Source organism: Streptomyces rapamycinicus NRRL 5491, assembly GCF_024298965.1.
GTDB classification, from domain to species: domain Bacteria; phylum Actinomycetota; class Actinomycetes; order Streptomycetales; family Streptomycetaceae; genus Streptomyces; species Streptomyces rapamycinicus.
The window spans coordinates 10,673,994-10,693,250 of sequence record NZ_CP085193.1 but is presented as its reverse complement, the minus strand read 5'-3'; the positions used below and the strand labels follow the sequence as shown (position 1 = coordinate 10,693,250).

Annotated in this window: 19 protein-coding genes and 2 riboswitches; of the genes, 9 read left to right on the top strand and 10 right to left on the bottom strand. The window is 72.0% G+C overall.

Features of this window, described 5'->3' with window-relative positions; all coding sequences use genetic code 11:
* Window positions 1-86: 86 nt before the first annotated feature.
* Complete coding sequence (locus LIV37_RS44440) at window positions 87-593, top strand: Rieske (2Fe-2S) protein (protein ID WP_020873620.1); 507 nt, start codon at window positions 87-89, stop codon at window positions 591-593.
* On the opposite strand, the gene LIV37_RS44435 is transcribed toward LIV37_RS44440, so the two are convergent.
* Window positions 577-1,332, bottom strand: coding sequence for a cysteine hydrolase family protein (locus tag LIV37_RS44435; protein ID WP_243146581.1), 756 nt, complete (start codon window positions 1,330-1,332; stop codon window positions 577-579). The genes LIV37_RS44440 and LIV37_RS44435 overlap by 17 nt on opposite strands.
* 56 nt (window positions 1,333-1,388) lie before the next feature.
* Here LIV37_RS44435 and LIV37_RS44430 point away from each other — a divergent pair, with 56 nt between their 5' ends.
* Window positions 1,389-1,856, top strand: a complete 468-nt coding sequence (locus tag LIV37_RS44430; protein WP_020873618.1) for a pyridoxamine 5'-phosphate oxidase family protein — start codon at window positions 1,389-1,391, stop codon at window positions 1,854-1,856.
* 20 nt (window positions 1,857-1,876) lie between these two features.
* On the opposite strand, the gene LIV37_RS44425 is transcribed toward LIV37_RS44430, so the two are convergent.
* The gene (locus LIV37_RS44425; RefSeq protein WP_020873617.1) at window positions 1,877-2,782 is read right to left on the bottom strand and encodes a LysR family transcriptional regulator; all 906 of its coding nucleotides are present in this window, start codon (window positions 2,780-2,782) and stop codon (window positions 1,877-1,879) included.
* A gap of 73 nt (window positions 2,783-2,855) precedes the next feature.
* Here LIV37_RS44425 and LIV37_RS44420 point away from each other — a divergent pair, with 73 nt between their 5' ends.
* On the top strand, window positions 2,856-3,920 hold the full coding sequence (locus LIV37_RS44420; protein WP_020873616.1) for a DMT family transporter: 1,065 nt from the start codon (window positions 2,856-2,858) through the stop codon (window positions 3,918-3,920).
* Here the strand turns inward: LIV37_RS44420 and LIV37_RS44415 are convergent.
* A complete protein-coding gene (locus LIV37_RS44415) occupies window positions 3,917-5,245 on the bottom strand; it encodes an aminotransferase class I/II-fold pyridoxal phosphate-dependent enzyme (RefSeq protein ID WP_121826639.1) in 1,329 nt (442 codons plus the stop codon). The two genes, LIV37_RS44420 and LIV37_RS44415, sit on opposite strands and share 4 nt — an antisense overlap.
* 36 nt (window positions 5,246-5,281) lie before the next feature.
* On the opposite strand from LIV37_RS44415, the gene LIV37_RS44410 reads away from it, so the two are divergent.
* Window positions 5,282-5,983 (top strand): pyridoxamine 5'-phosphate oxidase family protein, encoded by a 702-nt coding sequence (locus LIV37_RS44410; RefSeq protein ID WP_020873615.1) that lies wholly within the window; start codon window positions 5,282-5,284, stop codon window positions 5,981-5,983.
* A 41-nt stretch (window positions 5,984-6,024) separates the two neighbouring features.
* On the opposite strand, the gene LIV37_RS44405 is transcribed toward LIV37_RS44410, so the two are convergent.
* Complete coding sequence (locus LIV37_RS44405) at window positions 6,025-7,014, bottom strand: EamA family transporter (RefSeq protein ID WP_020873614.1); 990 nt, start codon at window positions 7,012-7,014, stop codon at window positions 6,025-6,027.
* A gap of 49 nt (window positions 7,015-7,063) precedes the next feature.
* Window positions 7,064-7,531, bottom strand: a complete 468-nt coding sequence (locus LIV37_RS44400; RefSeq protein WP_020873613.1) for a Clp protease N-terminal domain-containing protein — start codon at window positions 7,529-7,531, stop codon at window positions 7,064-7,066.
* Window positions 7,532-7,811: 280 nt separating this feature from the next.
* Between LIV37_RS44400 and LIV37_RS44395 the strand changes: the two genes are divergently transcribed.
* Window positions 7,812-8,240, top strand: coding sequence for a type II toxin-antitoxin system Rv0910 family toxin (locus tag LIV37_RS44395; protein ID WP_020873612.1), 429 nt, complete (start codon window positions 7,812-7,814; stop codon window positions 8,238-8,240).
* A 63-nt stretch (window positions 8,241-8,303) separates the two neighbouring features.
* On the opposite strand, the gene LIV37_RS44390 is transcribed toward LIV37_RS44395, so the two are convergent.
* Window positions 8,304-8,975, bottom strand: coding sequence for a PadR family transcriptional regulator (locus tag LIV37_RS44390; RefSeq protein ID WP_121826640.1), 672 nt, complete (start codon window positions 8,973-8,975; stop codon window positions 8,304-8,306).
* Between the two features lie 226 nt (window positions 8,976-9,201).
* Here LIV37_RS44390 and LIV37_RS44385 point away from each other — a divergent pair, with 226 nt between their 5' ends.
* Complete coding sequence (locus tag LIV37_RS44385; RefSeq protein ID WP_121826775.1) at window positions 9,202-10,026, top strand: PhzF family phenazine biosynthesis protein; 825 nt, start codon at window positions 9,202-9,204, stop codon at window positions 10,024-10,026.
* A 28-nt stretch (window positions 10,027-10,054) separates the two neighbouring features.
* On the opposite strand, the gene LIV37_RS44380 is transcribed toward LIV37_RS44385, so the two are convergent.
* Together LIV37_RS44380 and LIV37_RS44375 are read right to left on the bottom strand one after the other, a co-directional pair.
* Complete coding sequence (locus LIV37_RS44380) at window positions 10,055-10,867, bottom strand: CPBP family intramembrane glutamic endopeptidase (protein WP_185058113.1); 813 nt, start codon at window positions 10,865-10,867, stop codon at window positions 10,055-10,057.
* A 75-nt stretch (window positions 10,868-10,942) separates the two neighbouring features.
* Window positions 10,943-12,445 carry a glutamate-cysteine ligase family protein gene (locus LIV37_RS44375; protein WP_020873608.1) on the bottom strand — a complete coding sequence of 501 codons (1,503 nt, stop codon included), beginning with the start codon at window positions 12,443-12,445 and terminating at the stop codon, window positions 10,943-10,945.
* 447 nt (window positions 12,446-12,892) lie between these two features.
* Here LIV37_RS44375 and LIV37_RS44370 point away from each other — a divergent pair, with 447 nt between their 5' ends.
* Complete coding sequence (locus LIV37_RS44370; protein ID WP_020873607.1) at window positions 12,893-13,480, top strand: hypothetical protein; 588 nt, start codon at window positions 12,893-12,895, stop codon at window positions 13,478-13,480.
* 263 nt (window positions 13,481-13,743) lie between these two features.
* Entirely contained in the window at window positions 13,744-13,950 is a 207-nt protein-coding gene (locus LIV37_RS44365; RefSeq protein WP_037964925.1) for a DUF5999 family protein, read from the top strand.
* A 90-nt stretch (window positions 13,951-14,040) separates the two neighbouring features.
* Here the strand turns inward: LIV37_RS44365 and gcvP are convergent, their stop codons facing one another.
* Window positions 14,041-16,956 (bottom strand): aminomethyl-transferring glycine dehydrogenase, encoded by a 2,916-nt coding sequence (gene gcvP, locus LIV37_RS44360; protein WP_020873605.1) that lies wholly within the window; start codon window positions 16,954-16,956, stop codon window positions 14,041-14,043.
* Window positions 16,957-17,018: 62 nt separating this feature from the next.
* Window positions 17,019-17,147, bottom strand: a riboswitch (glycine riboswitch).
* Window positions 17,148-17,245, bottom strand: a riboswitch (glycine riboswitch). It abuts the riboswitch before it with no gap.
* A gap of 146 nt (window positions 17,246-17,391) precedes the next feature.
* Here gcvP and LIV37_RS44355 point away from each other — a divergent pair.
* Window positions 17,392-17,709 (top strand): PRC-barrel domain-containing protein, encoded by a 318-nt coding sequence (locus tag LIV37_RS44355; RefSeq protein ID WP_020873604.1) that lies wholly within the window; start codon window positions 17,392-17,394, stop codon window positions 17,707-17,709.
* Here the strand turns inward: LIV37_RS44355 and LIV37_RS44350 are convergent.
* A complete protein-coding gene (locus tag LIV37_RS44350; protein WP_185058114.1) occupies window positions 17,685-19,232 on the bottom strand; it encodes a DNA polymerase IV in 1,548 nt (515 codons plus the stop codon). The two genes, LIV37_RS44355 and LIV37_RS44350, sit on opposite strands and share 25 nt — an antisense overlap.
* Window positions 19,233-19,257: the final 25 nt, after the last annotated feature.

Below are 19,257 nucleotides of genomic sequence, written 5' to 3'. Positions count from 1 at the left end.
GCGAGGGATGCCCGGGTACGGCTGAACGCGGCGGCCCCGCGGTCCGTATGGAACGGTGAAACGTCCCCCGAGCAGGAGGCACCACCATGACGCAGTCGGCAATCCCCGGGCAGGGCACCACCCGCCGTGTCGTCGTCACCGCGGCCGGAGCGGCCGGGCTGGCCGCCACGCTCGCCGCATGCGGCAAGGACGACGACGGCGGTTCGGGCGGTGGCAGCGCGGACAGCGCCCAGGACGCCGGGGGCTCGCAGCCGTCGCAGGGCGCGTCGCAGAGCGCGGAGGCCGGCCAGTCGGGCGGCGGGGACGGCATGGAACTCGCCAAGACCTCCCAGATCCCCGAGGGCGGCGGCATGGTCTTCAAGGACCACAAGGTCGTGGTGACCCAGCCCAAGACGGGTGATTTCAAGGCGTTCTCGTCGATCTGTACGCACCAGGGCTGCTCGGTCGGCGACGTGAGCGGCGGCACCATCAACTGCCCCTGCCACCAGAGCAAGTTCGACATTACCGACGGCAGCGTGAAGGGCGGCCCGGCGCAGAAGCCGCTGCCGGGCGCGCAGATCAAGGTGCAGGGAAATTCTATCTGGATGGCGTGACGGCCGTCCGCCGCCAGCAGGCGGCCACCTCGTCGGCCGTGGTGACGGCGGCCACGAGGGCGAGGGTGTGACGGACCATCGCCGGGGTGTACGAGGCGGGCACCCCGGCGATCGCGTCCTCGGGCACCACGGCCGCGTAGCCGAGGTTGACGGCGTCGAAGACGGCGGCCGGGATCGCCACATTGGCCGACACGCCGGTGATGACCAGAGTGCGGCGGCCCAGATTGCGCAGCAGCGCGTCCACCTCGGTCCCGGCGATCGGCGAGAGACCGTGCAGCCGCCGTACGACCAGGTCCTCGGCCGCCACCGGAACCGGTTCGGCGATCTCCACCGCCGCGCTTCCGGTGAGCTGCCGGACCGGCAGCCGTTCGACGGCCCGGAACAGCGGCGCGTTACGGCTCGCGCCGCGTCCGTCGGCGCGCCGCTCGGCCACCGCGTGCAGCACCTGGACGCCCGTGTCGTGGGCGGCCGCCACCAACTGGGCGACACGCCCGAGTGCACCGGACTCCTGGGCCACGGCGGCCAGTTCGGGCAGCGCGCTGTCCGGCCCCACCACACCGCGCTGGCATTCGACGGTGAGCAGGGCGCAGCCCTCCGGTCGGAGCAGTTCCACGAGGTCTTCGCGGGGGCGCGGGCGCGCGGCGTCTTCGCGCGAGGGCGTGGCGTCTTCGCGCGGGGTCACGGCGTCTTCGTGGGGGCTCGGGGTCACGGCGCGGGAGAGTAGCGCCCCTTGCGTCATCAAGGAAGAGCCATCATCCTGTGCCGCACAACGGGTTACCGGGAGGTACAGGTCGGATGACCGTCACCCAGCGGCGGGGACGCCGCATCATGATGAGCCAGGACGAGCTGGACGCCTTCCTCGCCGAACAGCGCACCTGCCGGGTGGCGACCGTGTCCGCGGACGGGCGGCCGCACATCAGCCCGCTGTGGTTCTGCTGGGACGGCACCGTCCTGTGGCTGTACTCCCTGACCCGCAGCCGCCGCTGGGCCGAGCTGCGCCGCGATCCGCGGATCGCGGCGGTGGTCGACGACGGGCACGACTACGGCGAACTGCGCGGGGTGGAGCTCTCCGGCGAGGCGGTCCCCGTCGGTGAGGAGCCGCGCACCGGCGTGTCGTACCCCGAACTCGACACGCCGGAGCGGATGTTCGCGGCGAAGTACTTCGGCCTGGACGCCATGCCGCACGACGGGCGCCACGCCTGGCTGCGCCTGGCCCCCGAGGCGATCCGCTCCTGGGACTTCCGGAAGATGCCGCAGGGCTGAGAGTCCTGGTCGAGGGACGGTCAGTCGACGATCTTCTCGCCGACCGACCGCAGCACCTCGACCGCCGCCCGGATCGACGGCCTGCGATCGGCGTCGGCGCGCCAGATCGCGTAGATGTGCCGCCGCATCGTGGGCTGGCTGACGGGCACCATCCGCACCGCCTCGGGCACCGGGCCGCGGCCCAGCCGGGGCACCACGGCGATGCCCAGTCCGGCGGCGATCAGCGAGAGCTGGGTGTGGTGCTCATGCGCGGTGTGCCGGATCCTCGGCTCGATGCCCTTGCCGCGCAGGGTCACCATCAGCCAGTCGTAGCAGAACCCGCCCTTGGGCCAGGAGATCCACTCGTCGTCCACGAAGTCCTCCGGCTCGACCGCGCGGCGGCCGGCGAGGGGATGGTCGGCGGGCATCGCGACATCCACCGGATCGTCCAGCAGGGCGGCCTTCACCAGCCCGCCGGGCATCGGCAGCGGCTTGTTGTACCAGTCCAGGACCACGGCCAGATCGATGTCGCCGCGCACCACCGAGGGCACCGACTCATCGGGCTCCATCTCCTGCAGCCGCACGTTCAGCTGCGGATGTTCGCCGCGCAGCCGGCTCAGCGCGTCCGGGAAGAGACCGCGGACGGCGGTCGGGAACGCGCCCAGCAGCAGCTCGCCGACGGCGTGGCCGCGCTGCGCCTCCAGATCCGCCTGGGCCAGCTCCACCTGGGAGAGGATGCGCGCCGCGTGGTCGGAGAGCAGCCGACCGGCGTCGGTGAGCCGGATCCCGCGCCCGTTCTTGGCGAGCAATTGCTGACCGGTCTCCCGCTCCAGCTTGGCGAGTTGCTGCGAGACGGCGGAGGTGGTGACATGCAGCCCCTCGGCCGCCCCGCTCACGGATCCGTGGCGGGCCACGGCGTACAGCGTGCGGAGGCGATCCAGGTTCATGTAAGGAATACTACGCGATACCGCGAACTAATTCTCGCTTGTCCTAAGAGGTTGCAACCCACATCGTAAAGGCATGACCTCAGCCGCCGCCTCGGCGCCCCCTGCCGCCGCCACCACCGCGGAGCCCTCCTCCGAACCCGTCCGCCGACCGCTCCTCGACTGGCGCGTCCGCTTCGGCGCGCTCTCCCTGGTCTGGGGTTTCAGCTTTCTCTTCATCAAGGTGGGCAATGAGGCGTTCGCCCCCTTGTACGTCACGCTCGGGCGAATGCTGTTCGGCACCGCCGTGCTGCTGGTGACGCTGGTGGTGAAGCGGGAGCGGCTGCCGCGCGGGGCGCGGGTCTGGGGCCATCTGGCGGTGGCCGCGTTCTTCCTGAACGCACTGCCGTTCTCGCTGTTCGCCTACGCCGAGCTGACCATCCCCTCCACCCTGGCCGGGATCTGCAACGCCGCCTCGCCGCTGTGGGGGATGCTGCTCGCGGTGGTCGTGGTCTCCGACGACCGGCCGACCCGTCAGCGTGTCGCGGGTCTCGGGCTCGGCTTCATCGGCGTGTTGATCGTGCTGGGCGCCTGGCAGGGCTTCTCCGGCCAGGACCCGCTGGGCACGGCGCTGGCGCTGATCGCCTCGGCCAGCTACGCGGTCGGCTGGCAGTACGTCCGGCGCACGCTGAGCGACACTGGCCACTCCCATCTGTCGATGTCCGGCGGGCAGCTGCTGCTCGGCACGGTGCAACTCGCCCTCGTGGCACCGGTGTTCGCGACGACACCCACCTCCTTCCCGATCCTGCCCCTGCTCTCCGTGGTCGCCCTGGGCGCGCTGGGCACCGGAGTGGCGTTCCTGGTCCAGTACGGGCTCGTCGACGAGGTCGGCCCGACGACGGCGATGATGGTCACGTACTTCGTCCCGGTGATCGCCACCACCGCGGGCGTGGCGATCCTCGGGGAGCACCTCACCTGGAACACGCCGGTGGGCGCCGTGATCGTCCTCATCGGCGCGGCCCTGACCCAGCGGCGCTCCGACGCTTCCCGGACCCCGTCCGGTGGACGTAGCCGAACCGTACGGGTCCATCGCACAGGCTCCCAGGGGGCTTCTGATGGACGAACGCCGCGACGCCGCGGAGATCCATCAGAAGCCCCCTAACCCAGCCGTCCCGGCACGGTCGCCCCCGCCACCGCGGCCACCGCGTCGGCGACCGTGCCGATCTCGTCGGCGGCCAGCGGCGAGACGGTCAGCCGCACCCCCGGTGGCGAGGCCACACGGAAGCGCGCCCCGGGGGCGACGGCCCAGCCCGCGGCCAGCAGCCGGGCGACCGCGCCGGTCTCGTCCGGGACCGGCACCCACACGTTCATCCCGCCGCGCCCGTGCGCGGCGATCCCCCGCTCGCGCAGCGCCCGCACCAGCGCCGCGCGCCGCGTGTCGTACGACGCCGCCACCGCCGCCGGGTCGACCGCGCCCGTCCGCCACAGCCAGGCGACCGCGTCCTGCAGCAGATGACTGACCCAGCCGGGCCCCAGCCGCTGGCGGCCGCGCACCCGGTCCAGGGTGACGACGTCGCCGGTGAGCACGGCGAGCCGCAGATCGGGGCCGTACGCCTTGGCGGTGGAGCGGACCAGCACCCAGTGGTCGGTGCCCCCGGCCAGGGGGCGCAGGGGGGTGTCCACGATGCCGTGCCCGTGGTCGTCCTCGATCAGCAGCACATCGGGGTGGGCGGCGAGCACGCCCCGCAGCTCATATGCGCGTGTCGCGCTCACCGCCGCGCCCGTCGGGTTCTGCGCCCGGTCGGTGACCACCAGCGCCCGCGCGCCCTGGGCCAGCGCGTGCTCCACCCGCTCGGGCAGCGGTCCTTCGTCGTCGACCCCGACCGGGGCGGCGCGCAGTCCGAGCGCCGGGATCAGGTCCAGCAGACTGCCCCAGCCGGGGTCCTCGACCGCCACCGCGTCACCGGGTCGCAGATGCGCGGCCAGCACCCGCTCGATCGCGTCGAGCGAGCCGGAGGTGACGGCGACCGGCCCGGGCGGCACCCCGTCCGCGTCGAGGGCGGCCCGGGCGAGCTCGGCCACCTCGGGGACGACGTCCGGCGCGCCGTACAGCGTGGGGCGCTCCGCCGCGCGCGCCGCGGCCGCCGTGAGCGGCGCGCCGAGCGGGGGCAGCAGCGCGGGGTCGGGGTTGCCGCTCGACAGGTCGCGGGCGCCGGCGGCGTCGACGCCGATCCACTCGCGGGGCGTGCTGGACGGCCGGGAGCGCACCCGGCTGCCCCGGCGCCCGGCCGTCTCGATCACGCCCCGTTCGCGCAGCACGCGATAGGCGGCCGCGACCGTATTGGGATTCACGCCCAACCGCTCGGCCAACTCCCTTAGGGGAGGCAGCAGTTGGCCCGGCGGCAGCTCACCGGCGCCGACCGCGCGCTCCACACTGGCCGCGATCTCGGCTGCGCGGCGACCTCCGATCGGATATTCTCCTAGCACAAACGCTATTTTGCACTAGTGCAATGGAGGACGCAAATGCCCGCCCCGGACGCCACCGCCGCGACCAACGCGCCCGACAACGCCTACCCGCCGACCGACCGCACCGTGCCCACCCGCGCCCGCGAGCGCGCCTCGTACGACCGGGAGGTGGTGCACGCGATCCTCGACGAGGGCTACGTCTGCCATCTGGGCTTCATACGCGAGGGCGCCCCCGTCGTCCTGCCGACCCTCTACGCCCGGGTCGGCGAGCGTCTGTACGTCCATGGCTCGACGGGGGCGCGGCCACTGCGCATGGCGGGCGCGCCGGGCGCCGAGGAGCCGGGGCTGCCGGTGTGTCTCACCGTGACCCATGTCGACGGGCTGGTCCTGGCCCGCTCGGCGTTCCACCACTCCATCAACTACCGCTCGGTGGTGGTGCACGGCACCGCCCGCCCGGTGACCGATCCGGCCGAGCGCACCGCTGCCCTGGACGCCCTGGTGGACCATGTGGTGCCGGGCCGGGCCGCCGACTCCCGGCCCGCCAACGCCAAGGAACTGGCCGCCACCGCCGTGCTCCGCCTGGACCTCGAAGCGGTCTCCGCGAAGGTCCGCACCGGCGGGCCCAGCGATGACGACGAGGATCTGGAACTCCCCCACTGGAGCGGCGTGGTGCCGGTGGCCCACAGCTACGGCGCGCCGGTCCCCGCCGACGACCTCGCCCCCGACACGCCGGTACCCGGCTACCTCACCCGGCTCTGACCGGGCCGCCCCGCCGCCCCGCCGTGGGGCGGCGGGGCCGGTCATCCGCCCGCCGTGAACTCCCGCTCCCCCTCCACCGGCGCCGAGGCCGCCACCGGCTCGGCCGCGGCGGCCTTCGGGGTGGAGGTCTGGGCGATCAGAGCGCCGGTCAGCACCACCGCACCGCCGATGACCTGCGCGAGGCCCAGGTGCTCAGCCAGCAGCACCCATGCCAGAACGGTCGCGATGACCGCCTCCAGACAGGCGACCACCCCGGCTACCTGCGGCGAGAGCCGGCGCACCGACACCACCCCGGTGAGATACGCCAGCACCGTCGCCACCAGCACGATCCAGGCGAGCAGTACCGACGCGGGGACACGGGCGCCCGCCAGATCGGCGCGCCCGGCGAGAACGGTCCAGTCCATGCCCCAGGGGCGGCCGACCACGGTCAGCGCCACGGCCCCGATCAGCAGTCCGTAGGCGATGACACCGAACGGATCCGCCGGGTCCTGGCCGTCGCCGCCGTGGTCGGAGAGGACGAAATAGCCCACCTGACAGAACGCCGCGCCGAAGGCGAGCAGCACTCCGATGGGGTTGAAACTCAGCCCGGACCAGGCCTCCACCACACAGGTGAGGCCGCCGACCGCCAGCACGACCCCGACCGCCGCGGCCCGGCTCACCGGCCGGCGCTGGACGAACCGCACCCACCCCAGCACCAGCGCGGGCGCGAAGTACTCGATGAGCAGCGCCACGCCGACGGGGATCCGGGAGAGCGCCGCGAAATAACACGCCTGCACCCCCGCGACGGCCAGCAGACCGAAGCCCACCAGCAGTCCGGGGCGGCGGGTCAGCAGCCCACGATGGCGCCAGGCAAGGGGCAGCAGGACCAGGGCCGCGCCCGTCACCCGCAGCCAGGTGACCTCGAGCGGCGCGACCCCCGCCTCGATCAGCGGTTTGGCGGCGACACCCGATCCGCCGAACGTGAACGCCGACAGCAGGGCGAGCCCCAGGCCGGCCTTCCTTTGCTGTGAGTGATCTCCGGATACGCGCACCGGGCCATCATGTCAGCTCGCGTCAGCACCGTCACCCCTATGACTACTGTCAGACTTCCCCCTCCAACGCGGTGACCAGTGGCGCCACGGCGACACCCGCGCGCCGCAGCACCTCCATGGCACGACACTCCCGGTCACGGACGAACGCGGCGAGCAGGTCGAGACCGTCGGCGCGGGTCGCGCCACGGGAAGCGGCGCGGCGGACCGCCGCGTCGAGGGCGGCCACCGCGGCAGGCGACCATCCGGCCACCCCGCTCCCCGCCGACGGCGCCGCCCCCGAGTCCTCGACGCCGCCGCTCCACCGGAGCCCGTAGCCGATGGCGCGCTGCACCAGATACCCCAGCAGCCGGATCACCTGGGGCGAGCCACCGGGAAACGCGTCCCGTACGTCCGGGTCGGACTCCAGGAGGCCGTGCAGCAGATGGGCGGTGTCGATCTGCGCGTCACCGTCGCGTACGGCGCGCCGGCGGGCCCCGCGATCACGGTGGCCACCACGTCGCTCACCCGGTCCTCGCATCCGGTGTCGTCCGGGCCGGCGGAAAGGGTAGGACTTCGCACACTCTCACCCCATCAGTCCCTTCAGGCCGGAGCATCCTCGCCGGGAAGCATGTGCGCATCCCACCGTGGTTGTGCGTGGATGACCGGTTCTCCTCCTCGGGGAGGAGAGGGGCGGGGAGCGACCCTGATGGACCGGATCTGATGACCCGTCAGTATTGAATGTTCCGCGGCCCGGGGCTACGTTGCCCGGCACCGTCGCACACCACCACCCCGCAGCAACGCGCCGAAGGGACTCCCCCATGGCCGAGGTCAGCGCGCAGACACATATCGAGGCACCGGCCGAGAAGGTCTGGGCCCGGCTGACGGACTTCTCCACGTACGGCGACTGGAACGCCACCCACACCAGCTTCCCGCAGGGCGGCCCGGCCACGTTGGAGGTGGGGGCCACCTATCTGGAGAACATGAAGCTGATGGGTTTTCCGGCCGAGGTGACCTGGACCGTCGAGGAATGCGAACCGAACCGGCTGCTGACCACCCGGGGCAAGGGCCCGATGGGCGTGAACCTCGCCATGCGGTACTCGCTGGCACCGGACGGCGATGCCACGACGGTGCGCGTCGACGGGGAGTTCACGGGGGCGGCGGTCTCCTTGATGGCCGGGAAGCTGAAGGACTCGGCGTCCACAGCGCTCAATGAATCGCTGCGCAAGCTGAACGCGCTGGTGGTCTGAACTCCCCGACATCCCCGTCCCGCTCCGCCGCCCCCGTGCGGCCGCGCCCCCGTCCGACGGGGCTCAGCTCTCGCCGCCGCGCTCGGCGCCGCCGTTCGCCTCCTCCTGTTCGGCGAGGATGAGATACAGCCGCTTGCGCGACTCATTGATGACGGAGACGGCCTTCTGCCGCTGCTCCGCGCTGCCGGTCCGCCAGACCTGGGCGAACGCCTCCATCAGCCCGAAGCCCGCCTGGCGGACCTCCTGCATGGCCTCCCAGTCGATACCGCGTCCGGCCTCCTCCCACGGGGCGGCGGGCACCGCCTCGGCCTCGGCGCGGCCGGCGTCGGTGAGCGCGAACAGCTTCTTGCCGCCCTCGCTCTCGCTGCCGATCAGCCCCTCGTCCTCGAGCAGCTGAAGGGTGGGGTACACCGAGCCGGGGCTGGGCCGCCAGGCTCCCCCGCTGCGCTCGGTGATCTCCTGGATCATCTCGTAGCCGTGCATCGGACGGTCCTTGAGCAGGGCCAGGATCGAGGCGCGCACATCGCCGCGCCGCGCCCGACCGCGCATCCCCCGGCCACCCGGTCCGCCGCGGCCACGGCCGCCGAACGGGGGGCCGCCGAAGGGCGGACCATCGAAACCGGGGCCGAACGGACCGAACGCCGCGCGCCGTCCCTCACGCCCCTCACCTTCACCCCAGCCACGGTGGCCGGGTCCGCGGTGCTCACGTCCGTGTCCATGTCCTTGAGAACGCATCGTGACGCTCCTTTCTATCGTCGATCCATCACGACACTTCAACGATATATCGGAACCGATCGGATGCCAACCCCACTTCTCTCGCCACGCCGAGCCCCCCCGGACACCCTGAGAGCCGATTTCCGCGCAGCGGCTCCCTCGATAGCGGCCCTCTCCGCCCCAAGAAGGAGCCACATCCGAGTGATTGGCCATGGCTCACCCGCCGCCCGCCGCCTACGGTCGGCTCATGCGGATACGAATCGTCGACGCGTTCACCGACCGCCCCTTCGCCGGCAACCCGGCCGGGGTCGTCCTCCTCGACACCGACGCCTTCCCGGACGACCACTGGCTCCAGCAGGTCGCCGCCGAGGTCAACCTCGCCGAGACCGCCTTCGCCCACCCCCTCCCCCGGGCCGCGGAGGCCGACTGGGCGCTGCGCTGGTTCACCCCGGTCACCGAGGCGCCCATGTGCGGCCATGCCACGCTCGCCACCACCCATGTCCTGAGGGCCACGGGGGCCGCGACCGGCACGGTCCGCTTCGCCACCCTCAGCGGGGTGCTGTCGGCGACGGCCGACGACGGCGGCTCGATCACACTGGACTTCCCCACGGCCTCACTCACCGAGCTGCCGGTGCCCGAGAAGACCGCCGAGGTCGGCGCGGCGCTCGGCGCCCAGATCGTGGCCGCCCATCACGCCGGCCCGTTCATCGACGACCTCCTGATCGAGGTGGCCGACGAGAAGACCGTGCGCGCCCTGGCCCCCGACCTGGCCGCGCTCAGGCGGATCAGCCACCGGGGCATCATCGTGACGGCGGCCGCCGAGGACCCCGGGCGCGGGTACGACTTCGTCTCGCGGATGTTCGCCCCGGGCGTCGGCATCGACGAGGACCCGGTCACCGGCAGCGCGCACACCGCGCTCGCGCCCTACTGGTCGGCCCGGTTCGGCCGCGACGAGCTGACCGGGCTCCAGGCGTCCGCGCGCACCGGCCTGGTCCGCACCGCGCTGCGCGGCGACCGTACGCTGCTGACGGGCGGCGCCGTCACCGTCATCGACGGCGAGCTGCTGACCTGAGGTCCGTCACAGGGCGCCGGACGGCGGGTCAGGCCGTGGGCAGCCAGTCCACCCGGCCCGCCAGCACGGCGTATCCGACGAAGGCCACGATGTCGATCAGCGCATGGGCGGCGACCAGCGGCCCCACCCGCCCCCAGCGGCGGTAGAGCAGTACGAAGACCACGCCCATCGCCATGTTGCCGAAGAAGCCGCCGATCCCCTGGTAGAGGTGGTACGAGCCGCGCAGCACCGAGCCGGCCAGCAGGGCGGCCATCGGGGTCCAGCCCAACTGCCCGAGCCTGCGCAGCAGATAGCCGACCACGACCACCTCCTCCAGCACCGCGTTCTGCACGGCGGAGGCGATCAGTACGGGGATCTTCCACCAGACGTCGGGCAGCGACTCGGGCACCACCGTGAGGTTGCCCCCGGCGGCCCGCGCCCCGAGGTACAGCAGCAGCCCGGTGCCGCCGATCGCGGCCGCGATCGCGGCGCCCCACGCCAGGTCGAACCGGGGCCGGTCGCGGTCAAAGCCGATCACCCGCAGGCCGGCGCCCTCGCGCAGCAGCAGATGGGCCACGAGCGCGACCGGCACCAGCGCGGTGGTGATGCCGAACAGCTGCCAGGCGAGATCCAGCCAGGGCCGCCCCGGCGCCGCGGAGGAGTTGAGATTGGCCGCCTGGTCCTTCAGCCCGCCCGGTTTGGTCACCGAGCCGATAAAGCTGATCAGCGCGGACAGCCCGCTCGCGCCGAGGGACAGCGCCAGCACGAGCAGCGTCTCATTGCGCAGCGTCCGCCGCGAGAGCCCGTCCTCGACCACGGGCAACTCCGCGCCCCGCGCCTGTGACCGCACTCCTGTCCCCACTTCCGTCTCTCCGCCTCATCCGTGCACCCGCCCCGTTCACCGGACAATACGGGGTCATGGTCCACGGTGGGGGCGTCACCCGGAGAGATCGGTGGGCCAGGTGTGCACCGGTGCGTCGGTCCGCATCAGGGCACAGTAGCGGCGGGTCATGGCCGCGAGGGCGGCGTCCCGGTCCAGTCCGCCGCCCAGCGCCCGGTGGTAGGTGGCCGCCTGCCAGGACGCGCCGTTGACCCCCAGCTTGCAGCGCTCCTCGATCACGCCGAGGTAGCGGTCGCGGTCGGCGGGCTCCACGCCCCAGGAGTCGAGGCCGGACGCGGCGAGCGGCAGCAGCTCCTCGCGGACCAGCCGTACGGCGGAGGTGCGGGTCAGGGACGCCGAACGGCCGGATTTGGGCCACTGCAGGACCGCGTCGATGCCATGCCGGCAGGCGGCCTCGAAGTTGGCCGCGGCGGCCGCGAACGGCAGCCGGGTCCACACCGGGCGGGACTCCTCGGCGAGCGCCCTGACCAGCCCGTAGTAGAAGGCGGCGTTGGCGATGACATCGGTGACGGTGGGCCCGGCCGGGAGCACGCGGTTCTCCACGCGCAGATGCGGCACCCCGTCCACGACGTCGTAGACGGGCCGGTTCCAGCGGTAGATCGTGCCGTTGTGCAGCGCCAGTTCCTGGAGCTCGGGCACCCCGCCCTCGTCCAGCGCCCGCAGCGGGTCCTCGTCCTCGCCGGTGGAGAGCAGCGGCGGGAAGTAGCGCAGGTTCTCCTCGAACAGCTCGTACGCGGAGTCGATCCAGCGCTCGCCGAACCAGGTGCGCGGGCGCGCCCCCTGGGCGGCGATCTCCGGCGGGCGCACATCGGTGGCCTGGAGGAACAGCGGGGGCCGGGATTCGCGCCACGCCTCGTGGCCGAAGACGAAGGGGGAGTTGGCGCCCACCGCGATCTGCACGGCGGCCGCCGCCTGCGCCGCGTTCCACGCGTCCGCGAAGCGGCCCGGGGTGACCTGGAGATGGAGCTGGACGGAGGTGCAGGCCGCCTCGGGGGCGATGGAGGAGCTGGCGTAGGTGAATCGCTCCCGGCCCTCGATGTCGATGAGGAAATCCTCACCGCGGGCGGCCAGCATCTGCTCATTGAGCAGTTTGTAACGGTCGTCATAGGAGAGGTTCGTGGATCCCAGATCGTCCGCGGCGAGGGTTGGCAGAATTCCGATCATCACGATCTCGGAAGACACTTCCCTCGCCTTGCGGTCGGCATATGACAAACCGGTTCGGAGCTCTTCGGAGAGCTGATCGAGAACGCGTCCGTGCAAACGGTGGGGCACGATGTTTACTTCAAGATTGCACTGCCCGAGTTCCGTCTGGAAATCATGACTCCCGATGCGCTCCAGAACCTCCGCGTTCATCATCCTCGGCAGCCCGTCGGCCCCGGCGAGATTCAGCTCGATCTCCAGCCCCATCAGATTCTTCGGGCGGTCGAATCGCTTGTCGGCCAGGAGCCGGCCCAGCCCGTCGAGGCACTGCCGCAACCGGACGCGCTGCCGTCGCCGGCCGGACGGGTCGAACTCACCGGCTATGAGCTTCTCCCCCATCGAAGCGTCCCTCCTCGAGTGGATCATCGGCGCCGGGCGTGTGCACACCACGCTCGATGATGCCCACCAATGTGATCGATAACGCCCCGCGATCCCCACCCAGCCGGTAGGCTCTGTGGAACTGCGCATTGCGCTGGGGAAATGGACCAGCGAGTTCCAGCCTACCGCGCCGGGCTCAAAATGCCAGGTCATATCCGTTCATCTGGCACTGAATCGGGGAAAATCCCCGCCTTCCCGGGGTCTGGATATCCTCTTGTCGGCGATATCGGCAGCGGCTAGACGAAACACAACGGGAACACTTGTCGTATAAACTCGGCTAACGAGGCAGAGAGATAACGCCCGAACGGTCTGTTCCGGCTCCCCTCTGACCCGTGTTCCACCGACAGCGCCGCCCAAACCCGGCCCGCTATCGCTTCACCGTGTCTTCAAAGCGAGAGGCGACCCACCATGCCGCTGCATGTGCCCCAGGCCCCCGCGCCCGCCCTGCGCAGCGTCCTCACGGCCCTTGATTCCCCCACCGCCGTCCGCGAGGCCCGCACCCCCGTGCTCTCCACGCTCACCGGCCCCTTCGAACCCGAACTCCCGCTCCCCGTCCATGTCCTGGACGACATCACCGCCCCCGGCGGCCCGCCGCGCACCCGGCTCACCGGCTGGCGATTCCTGCTCCGCGACGGCGACCGTACGGTGGCCGCCGCCGAGGCGATGCTCACCGCCGACGGCTGGGCCTTCTCGCACTTCTCCGAGGGCCCCTACGTCAGCTCGGCCGAACTCGCCCTGAGCGAAGCCGAGTCGCTGCCCTCGGCGTACCAGCCGCGGCTGCTGTCCATCCCCGAGCTCTACATGGTCACGCTCTGGCTGCACGGCGACCTGACCGCGGACGGCGCCGAAGGCGGCCTCGGCGCCGGGGACCTGCTGGTGCCGCTCGCCCCGGCCCCGCCCGGTATCGCGGCGCACCGGGCGCACCGCGCAACCGATCTGCTGTCCGTCCTCACTCACCGGCTGACTCGGGCACCCTTGCTTGGCTCACCCGCCTGACCTGGGCCTTCGTCAGGACGGGAGCGCCCCGTGACCGTCGGGTCACGGGGCGCTCCGCAGCATCCTCGTAACAGTCCGGCCGCGATGAACCCTCCGGACGGGTGATGCGTCATTATCTAGCGAGACCGGTACCGCGAAATCCCTGCGGATTCCAGGCCGTAGGGCAACACTGGAGCAATCGACCGACTCAATTACGGGGGGCGGCCATGAACGCCGCAGCGAGCCGCAGGACCTTCACCACTCCGCAGCGAAAGAACCCTGTCATGTGCCAGCATCAACCACCCTGCCCGTCAGCCGACTCAGCCGACCGGGAGGCCGCCCATCTCGTGGCGCACCACCCGGAGCAGGGATGGAGCCTGCTGTGCAACGGCGTCCTGCTCTTCGAGGACACCGGTGAGCTGCTGCCGGACGGGCGCGTGATCGCACCATGCCGACCGCTGGGTTCCGAGCACGTCGTCACCGCGGCCTGACCTCCGCCGTCGACGGCACGTACATATCAGGGGCCGGCCCGGCGCGTTCGCCGAACCGGCCCCACTGACGCATCGCAGGGGTCAGACCCCTCAGCCCTCGTAGGACTCCAGCGGCGGGCACGAGCAGACGAGGTTACGGTCCCCGTAGGCCCCGTCGATCCGCCGCACCGGCGGCCAGTACTTGTCGGCCGCCGAGACCCCGGCCGGGAAGACCGCCTCCTCCCGGGAGTACGGGTGGTCCCACTCCGCGGTCAGCGACGCCGCCGTATGCGGGGCGTTCCGCAGCGGATTGTCCTCCTTGGTCCACTCGCCGGAGCCGACCTTCTCGATCTCGGCCCGGATGGCGATCATCGCCTGGCAGAACCGGTCCAGCTCCGCCAGGTCCTCGCTCTCGGTCGGCTCGATCATCAGCGTCCCGGCGACCGGGAACGACATCGTCGGCGCGTGGAAGCCGTAGTCGATCAGGCGCTTGGCCACATCGTCCACGGTCACACCGGTGGCCTTCGTCAGCGGACGCAGATCCACGATGCACTCATGCGCCACCAGACCGCCGGGGCCGGTGTAGAGCACCGGGTAGTGCGGCTCGAGGCGCTTGGCGACGTAGTTGGCGCCGAGCACCGCGACCTGGGTCGCGCGGCGCAGCCCCTCGGCACCCATCAGCCGGATGTACGCCCACGAGATCGGCAGGATCCCCGCGGAGCCCCACGGCGCGGCCGAGACCGGGCCGACGCCGGTGGCCGGACCGGCGGCGGGCTGCAGCGGATGGTTGGGGAGGTGGGGCGCCAGATGCTCGCGCACCGCGATCGGGCCGACGCCGGGGCCGCCGCCGCCGTGCGGGATGCAGAAGGTCTTGTGCAGGTTCAGATGCGAGACATCGCCACCGAACCGGCCCGGCTCGGCGAGCCCGACCAGCGCGTTGAGGTTGGCGCCGTCCACGTAGACCTGGCCGCCCGCGTCGTGCACGGTCGCGCAGATCTCGGTGATGTGCTCCTCGAACACCCCGTGGGTGGAGGGGTAGGTGACCATCAGGACGGCCAGCTGGTCGCCGTACTGCTCGATCTTGGCGCGCAGGTCGTCGGTGTCCACCTCGCCGTCCTGGCCGGTCTTGACCACGACGACCTTCATACCGGCCATCACGGCGCTGGCGGCGTTGGTGCCGTGCGCGGAGGACGGGATCAGACAGACGGTGCGCTGGGTGTCCCCGTTGGCCCGGTGGTAGGCGCGCACCGCCAGCAGCCCGGCGAGCTCGCCCTGGGACCCGGCGTTCGGCTGCAGCGAGACCTTGTCGTAGCCGGTGACCTCGGCCAGCCGCTCCTCCAGCTCACGGATCAGGGTCAGATAGCCCTGGGCCTGCTCGGCCGGTGCGAAGGGGTGCAGCGCGCCGAACTCCGGCCAGGTGACCGGCTCCATCTCGGTGGTCGCGTTGAGCTTCATGGTGCAGGAGCCGAGCGGGATCATGCCCCGGTCCAGGGCGTAGTCCCGGTCGGCCAGGCGCCGCAGATAGCGCAGCATCGCGGTCTCGGAGCGGTGCTGGTAGAAGACCGGGTGGGTCAGATAGCCGTCCTGGCGCAGCAGGGCCGCGGGCAGCGCGTCCGGCGCCGAGACGTCAAGCTCCTCGATCCCGGGGATCCCGGAGGCGTCGCCGTTGCCGCCGTCCACCCCGAAGGCGGACCATACGGCGGCGAGCTGCGCGCGGCCGGTGGTCTCGTCGCAGGCGATGCCGACGTGGTCGGCGTCGGTCAGCCGGAGGTTGACCCCGGCCTCGCGGGCTGCGGCGACGACCTCGGCGGCCCGGCCCGGCACCCGCGCGGTGAGGGTGTCGAAGAACGCGCCGTACACCACCTCGACACCGCCGGCCCGCAGCCCTTCGGCGAGCACGGAGGCGTAGCGGTGGGTGCGGCGGGCGATCGCCGCGAGCCCGTCCGGGCCGTGGTAGACGGCGTACATCCCGGCCATCACGGCCAGCAGCACCTGAGCGGTGCAGATGTTGCTGGTGGCCTTCTCCCGGCGGATGTGCTGCTCACGGGTCTGCAGCGCCAGCCGGTATGCCTTGTCGCCGTCGGCGTCCACCGAGACCCCGACCAGACGGCCGGGCAGGTTGCGGGCGTAGGCGTCGCGCACCGCCATGAAACCGGCGTGCGGCCCGCCGAAGCCCATCGGGACGCCGAACCGCTGGCTGCTGCCCACCGCGATGTCCGCGCCCAGTTCGCCGGGCGAGGTGAGCAGGGTGAGCGCGAGGAGGTCGGCGGCGACGGTGACGACGGCGCCCAGCTCATGGGCGCGCTCGATGACCGGGCGCGGATCGCGCACCGCACCGGAGGCGCCCGGGTACTGCAGCAGCACGCCGAAGACCCCGCGCTCGGCGATCCCGTCCGGGATGCCCCCGGCCAGGTCGGCGACGACGACCTCGACACCGGTCGGCTCGGCGCGGGTCCGTATGACCGCGATGGTCTGCGGCAGCACCTCGGCGTCGATCAGGAAGACGCCCTCCTTGACCTTGCCGACGCGCCGCGACAGCGCCATCGCCTCGGCGGCCGCGGTGGCCTCGTCCAGCAGCGAGGAACCGGCCGTGGGCAGCCCGGTCAGATCGGCGACGACGGTCTGGAAGTTCAGCAGCGCCTCGAGCCGGCCCTGGGAGATCTCCGGCTGGTAGGGCGTGTACGCGGTGTACCAGGCGGGGCTCTCCAGCACATTGCGCAGGATCACCGGCGGGGTGTGGGTGCCGTAGTAGCCGAGGCCGATCATCGACGGCAGCACCTGGTTGCGGTCGGCGAGCGCGCGCAGTTCGGCGAGCACCTCCGGCTCACTGCGGGCCGGCGGCAGGGCGTCCAGCGCCTCGGTGCTCTTGATGACATCCGGTACGGCGGCCTCGGTGAGCTCGTCCAGCGAGCCGAAGCCGACCTGGGCGAGCATCTTGGCCTGCGCCTCGCCATCCGGGCCGATATGGCGCCGCTCAAACGGAGTACCGGATTCCAAGTCGGAGAGTGCGATGCGATTGGCGGTCATCTGCGGGGGCCTCCTGGTCTGTGACGACCTACGAGGGGCACCGCGGCTCGGGTGCCCGGACGGCCTCCCCCTCTGTCATCTCAACCTGAGAGCTTCACCGGCCCGCATACCGCCTGACCGGTTTTCACCGTCGGTGAGGAGGGGTTCCGGAGCTGTGCTCGCCCGTGGCCCACCCTGCTTTCCAGAGTGACCTCACCCGCACGGTACGTGTGCCTGAGAGATTCCGGGGAGGGTTTGCTCCTTCGGCGCCTCCGACAGCGTCGGCGGAGGACTCTCCCGCACGGGGTCTGCAGCCACAGTCAGCGTACCAGCGGTTCTGCCGCGGGGGACGGTCGCGGGCGTTCGAGTGGCCGAGTGCGGCGATGTGGCTTTTTGTAGGTAGCAATGGGCACTTGCCACTTGCTTGTCATCTGTTTGCCACCTGTGGGAGAGAGCGTGCAGACCGATATCGACCCGCGGACCCTGATCGGCCGCAAGGCATTCGACCGCGAGGGCGCCAAGATCGGCACCGTGGACGAGGTCTATCTCGACGACGCGACCGGCGAGCCCGAATGGGCGGCGGTACGCACCGGGCTGTTCAGCCGGGACGTCTTCGTGCCGCTCGAACCGAGCGAGGTCGTCGGCGACACCCTGCGGGTGCCGTACGACCGGTCCCTGATCAAGGACGCCCCGGACTTCGGGGTGGGCCGCCACCTCTCCCCCGAGCAGGAGCTTCAGCTCTACCACCACTACGGCCTGGACGTCACGGGCTGACCCGGGCCCGGGCCGGGCTCGGCCCCGCCACCAGGCGCTGGGGCCCGCCCGTCCCGGCCCTCGGCCTCTTCCGGATCCTCATCCGCGTCCGCGTCCGGGCGCAGCAGCGGCAGCGGGTCGGCAGGCTGCAGCGCCGGATCGCCGACGGGGAACGTCCGTACTCGACCGGGTGGCGACCAAGGCTCCTCGAAGCGCACGGTCACCCGGCCCACCCCGCTCCCCTGCACCCAGCCCGCCCCGTACTCGGCGTGCCGTACATCGGAGCCCGGGAGCCAGCGCCGCGGCTTCTCAGCGTCCTCAGAGGCCTCTCCCACGACCTCTCCCACGGACACCGGTCTCTCGGGCCCCGGCGGGCGCCCGGCGTCCCCCACGGCCTCGTGAGCGGCCTGAGCGGTCTGAGCGGCCTGAGCCGCTTGTGCGGCCTGAGCGGCCTGGGCGGCCTGGGCGGCCTGGGCGGCCTGGGCGAAGAGATCCTCCTGCGTGTAGTCCGCCAGACCGCTGACGCCGACCCCCAGCAGCCGCACACCCGCCGTGGTGTCCACCCCGTCGATCAGGCGCGCCGCGGCCTCCCGCACCACTGCCGGGTCGTCGGTCGGCCCGCGCAGGGTCTCCGAACGGGTGAGCGTGGAGAAGTCGTACCGCCGCACCTTGATCACGACCGTCCGCCCCGAGCGGCCCGCCTCGCGCAGCCGCCGCACACAGCGGTCGGCGAGCCGCGCGATCTCCAGCTGCACCCGGGTGCGGTCGGTGAGGTCGACGTCGAAGGTGTCCTCGACCGAAATGGACTTGGCGTCCCGCTCGGCGACGACGGGCCGCTCGTCCCGGCCCTCGGCCATCAGGAACAGCGACGCGCCATGGGCCCGGCCCAGCAGCCGCACCAGCTCCGCCTCGCCCGCCTCCCGCGTCTCGGCCACGGTGTGGATCCCGGCCCGGCGCAACGTCTCCGCCGTGGCGGGGCCGACGCCCGGGAGCGTCCGCACCGACATCGGGCCGAGCAGATCGCGCTCCGTCCCGGGCTCGATGACCACCAGACCATCCGGCTTGGCCTGCTCCGAACCGATCTTGGCGAGCATCTTGGATCCGGCGAGCCCCACCGATCCGGTCAGCCCGGTGGCCGCCTTGATGTCGGCTCGCAGCCGCTCCGCCACGGCGCGCGCCGCCTCGACGGTGGGCTCGGTGCCGCCCGCCTCCAGATCGACGAACGCCTCGTCCAGGCTCAGCGGCTCCACCAGGGGCGACAGCGTGTGCAGCAGGGTCATGACGGCGTCGCTCACCTTGCGGTAGAGGGCGAACCGGGGGATGAGGAACGCCGCGTTCGGACACAGGCGGCGGGCCTGGGCCATCGCCATGGCGGAGTGCACGCCGAACACCCGGGCCTCGTAGGAGGCCGTGGCCACCACGCCACGCGGCCCCAGGCCCCCTACGATCACCGGCTTCCCGCGCAGGCTGGGCTTGGCCGCCTGCTCCGCCGAGGCGTAGAAGGCGTCCATGTCCAGATGGAGAATCGTCGGCGCACCCCTCACACCTCCGATGCTGCCGCACACCACT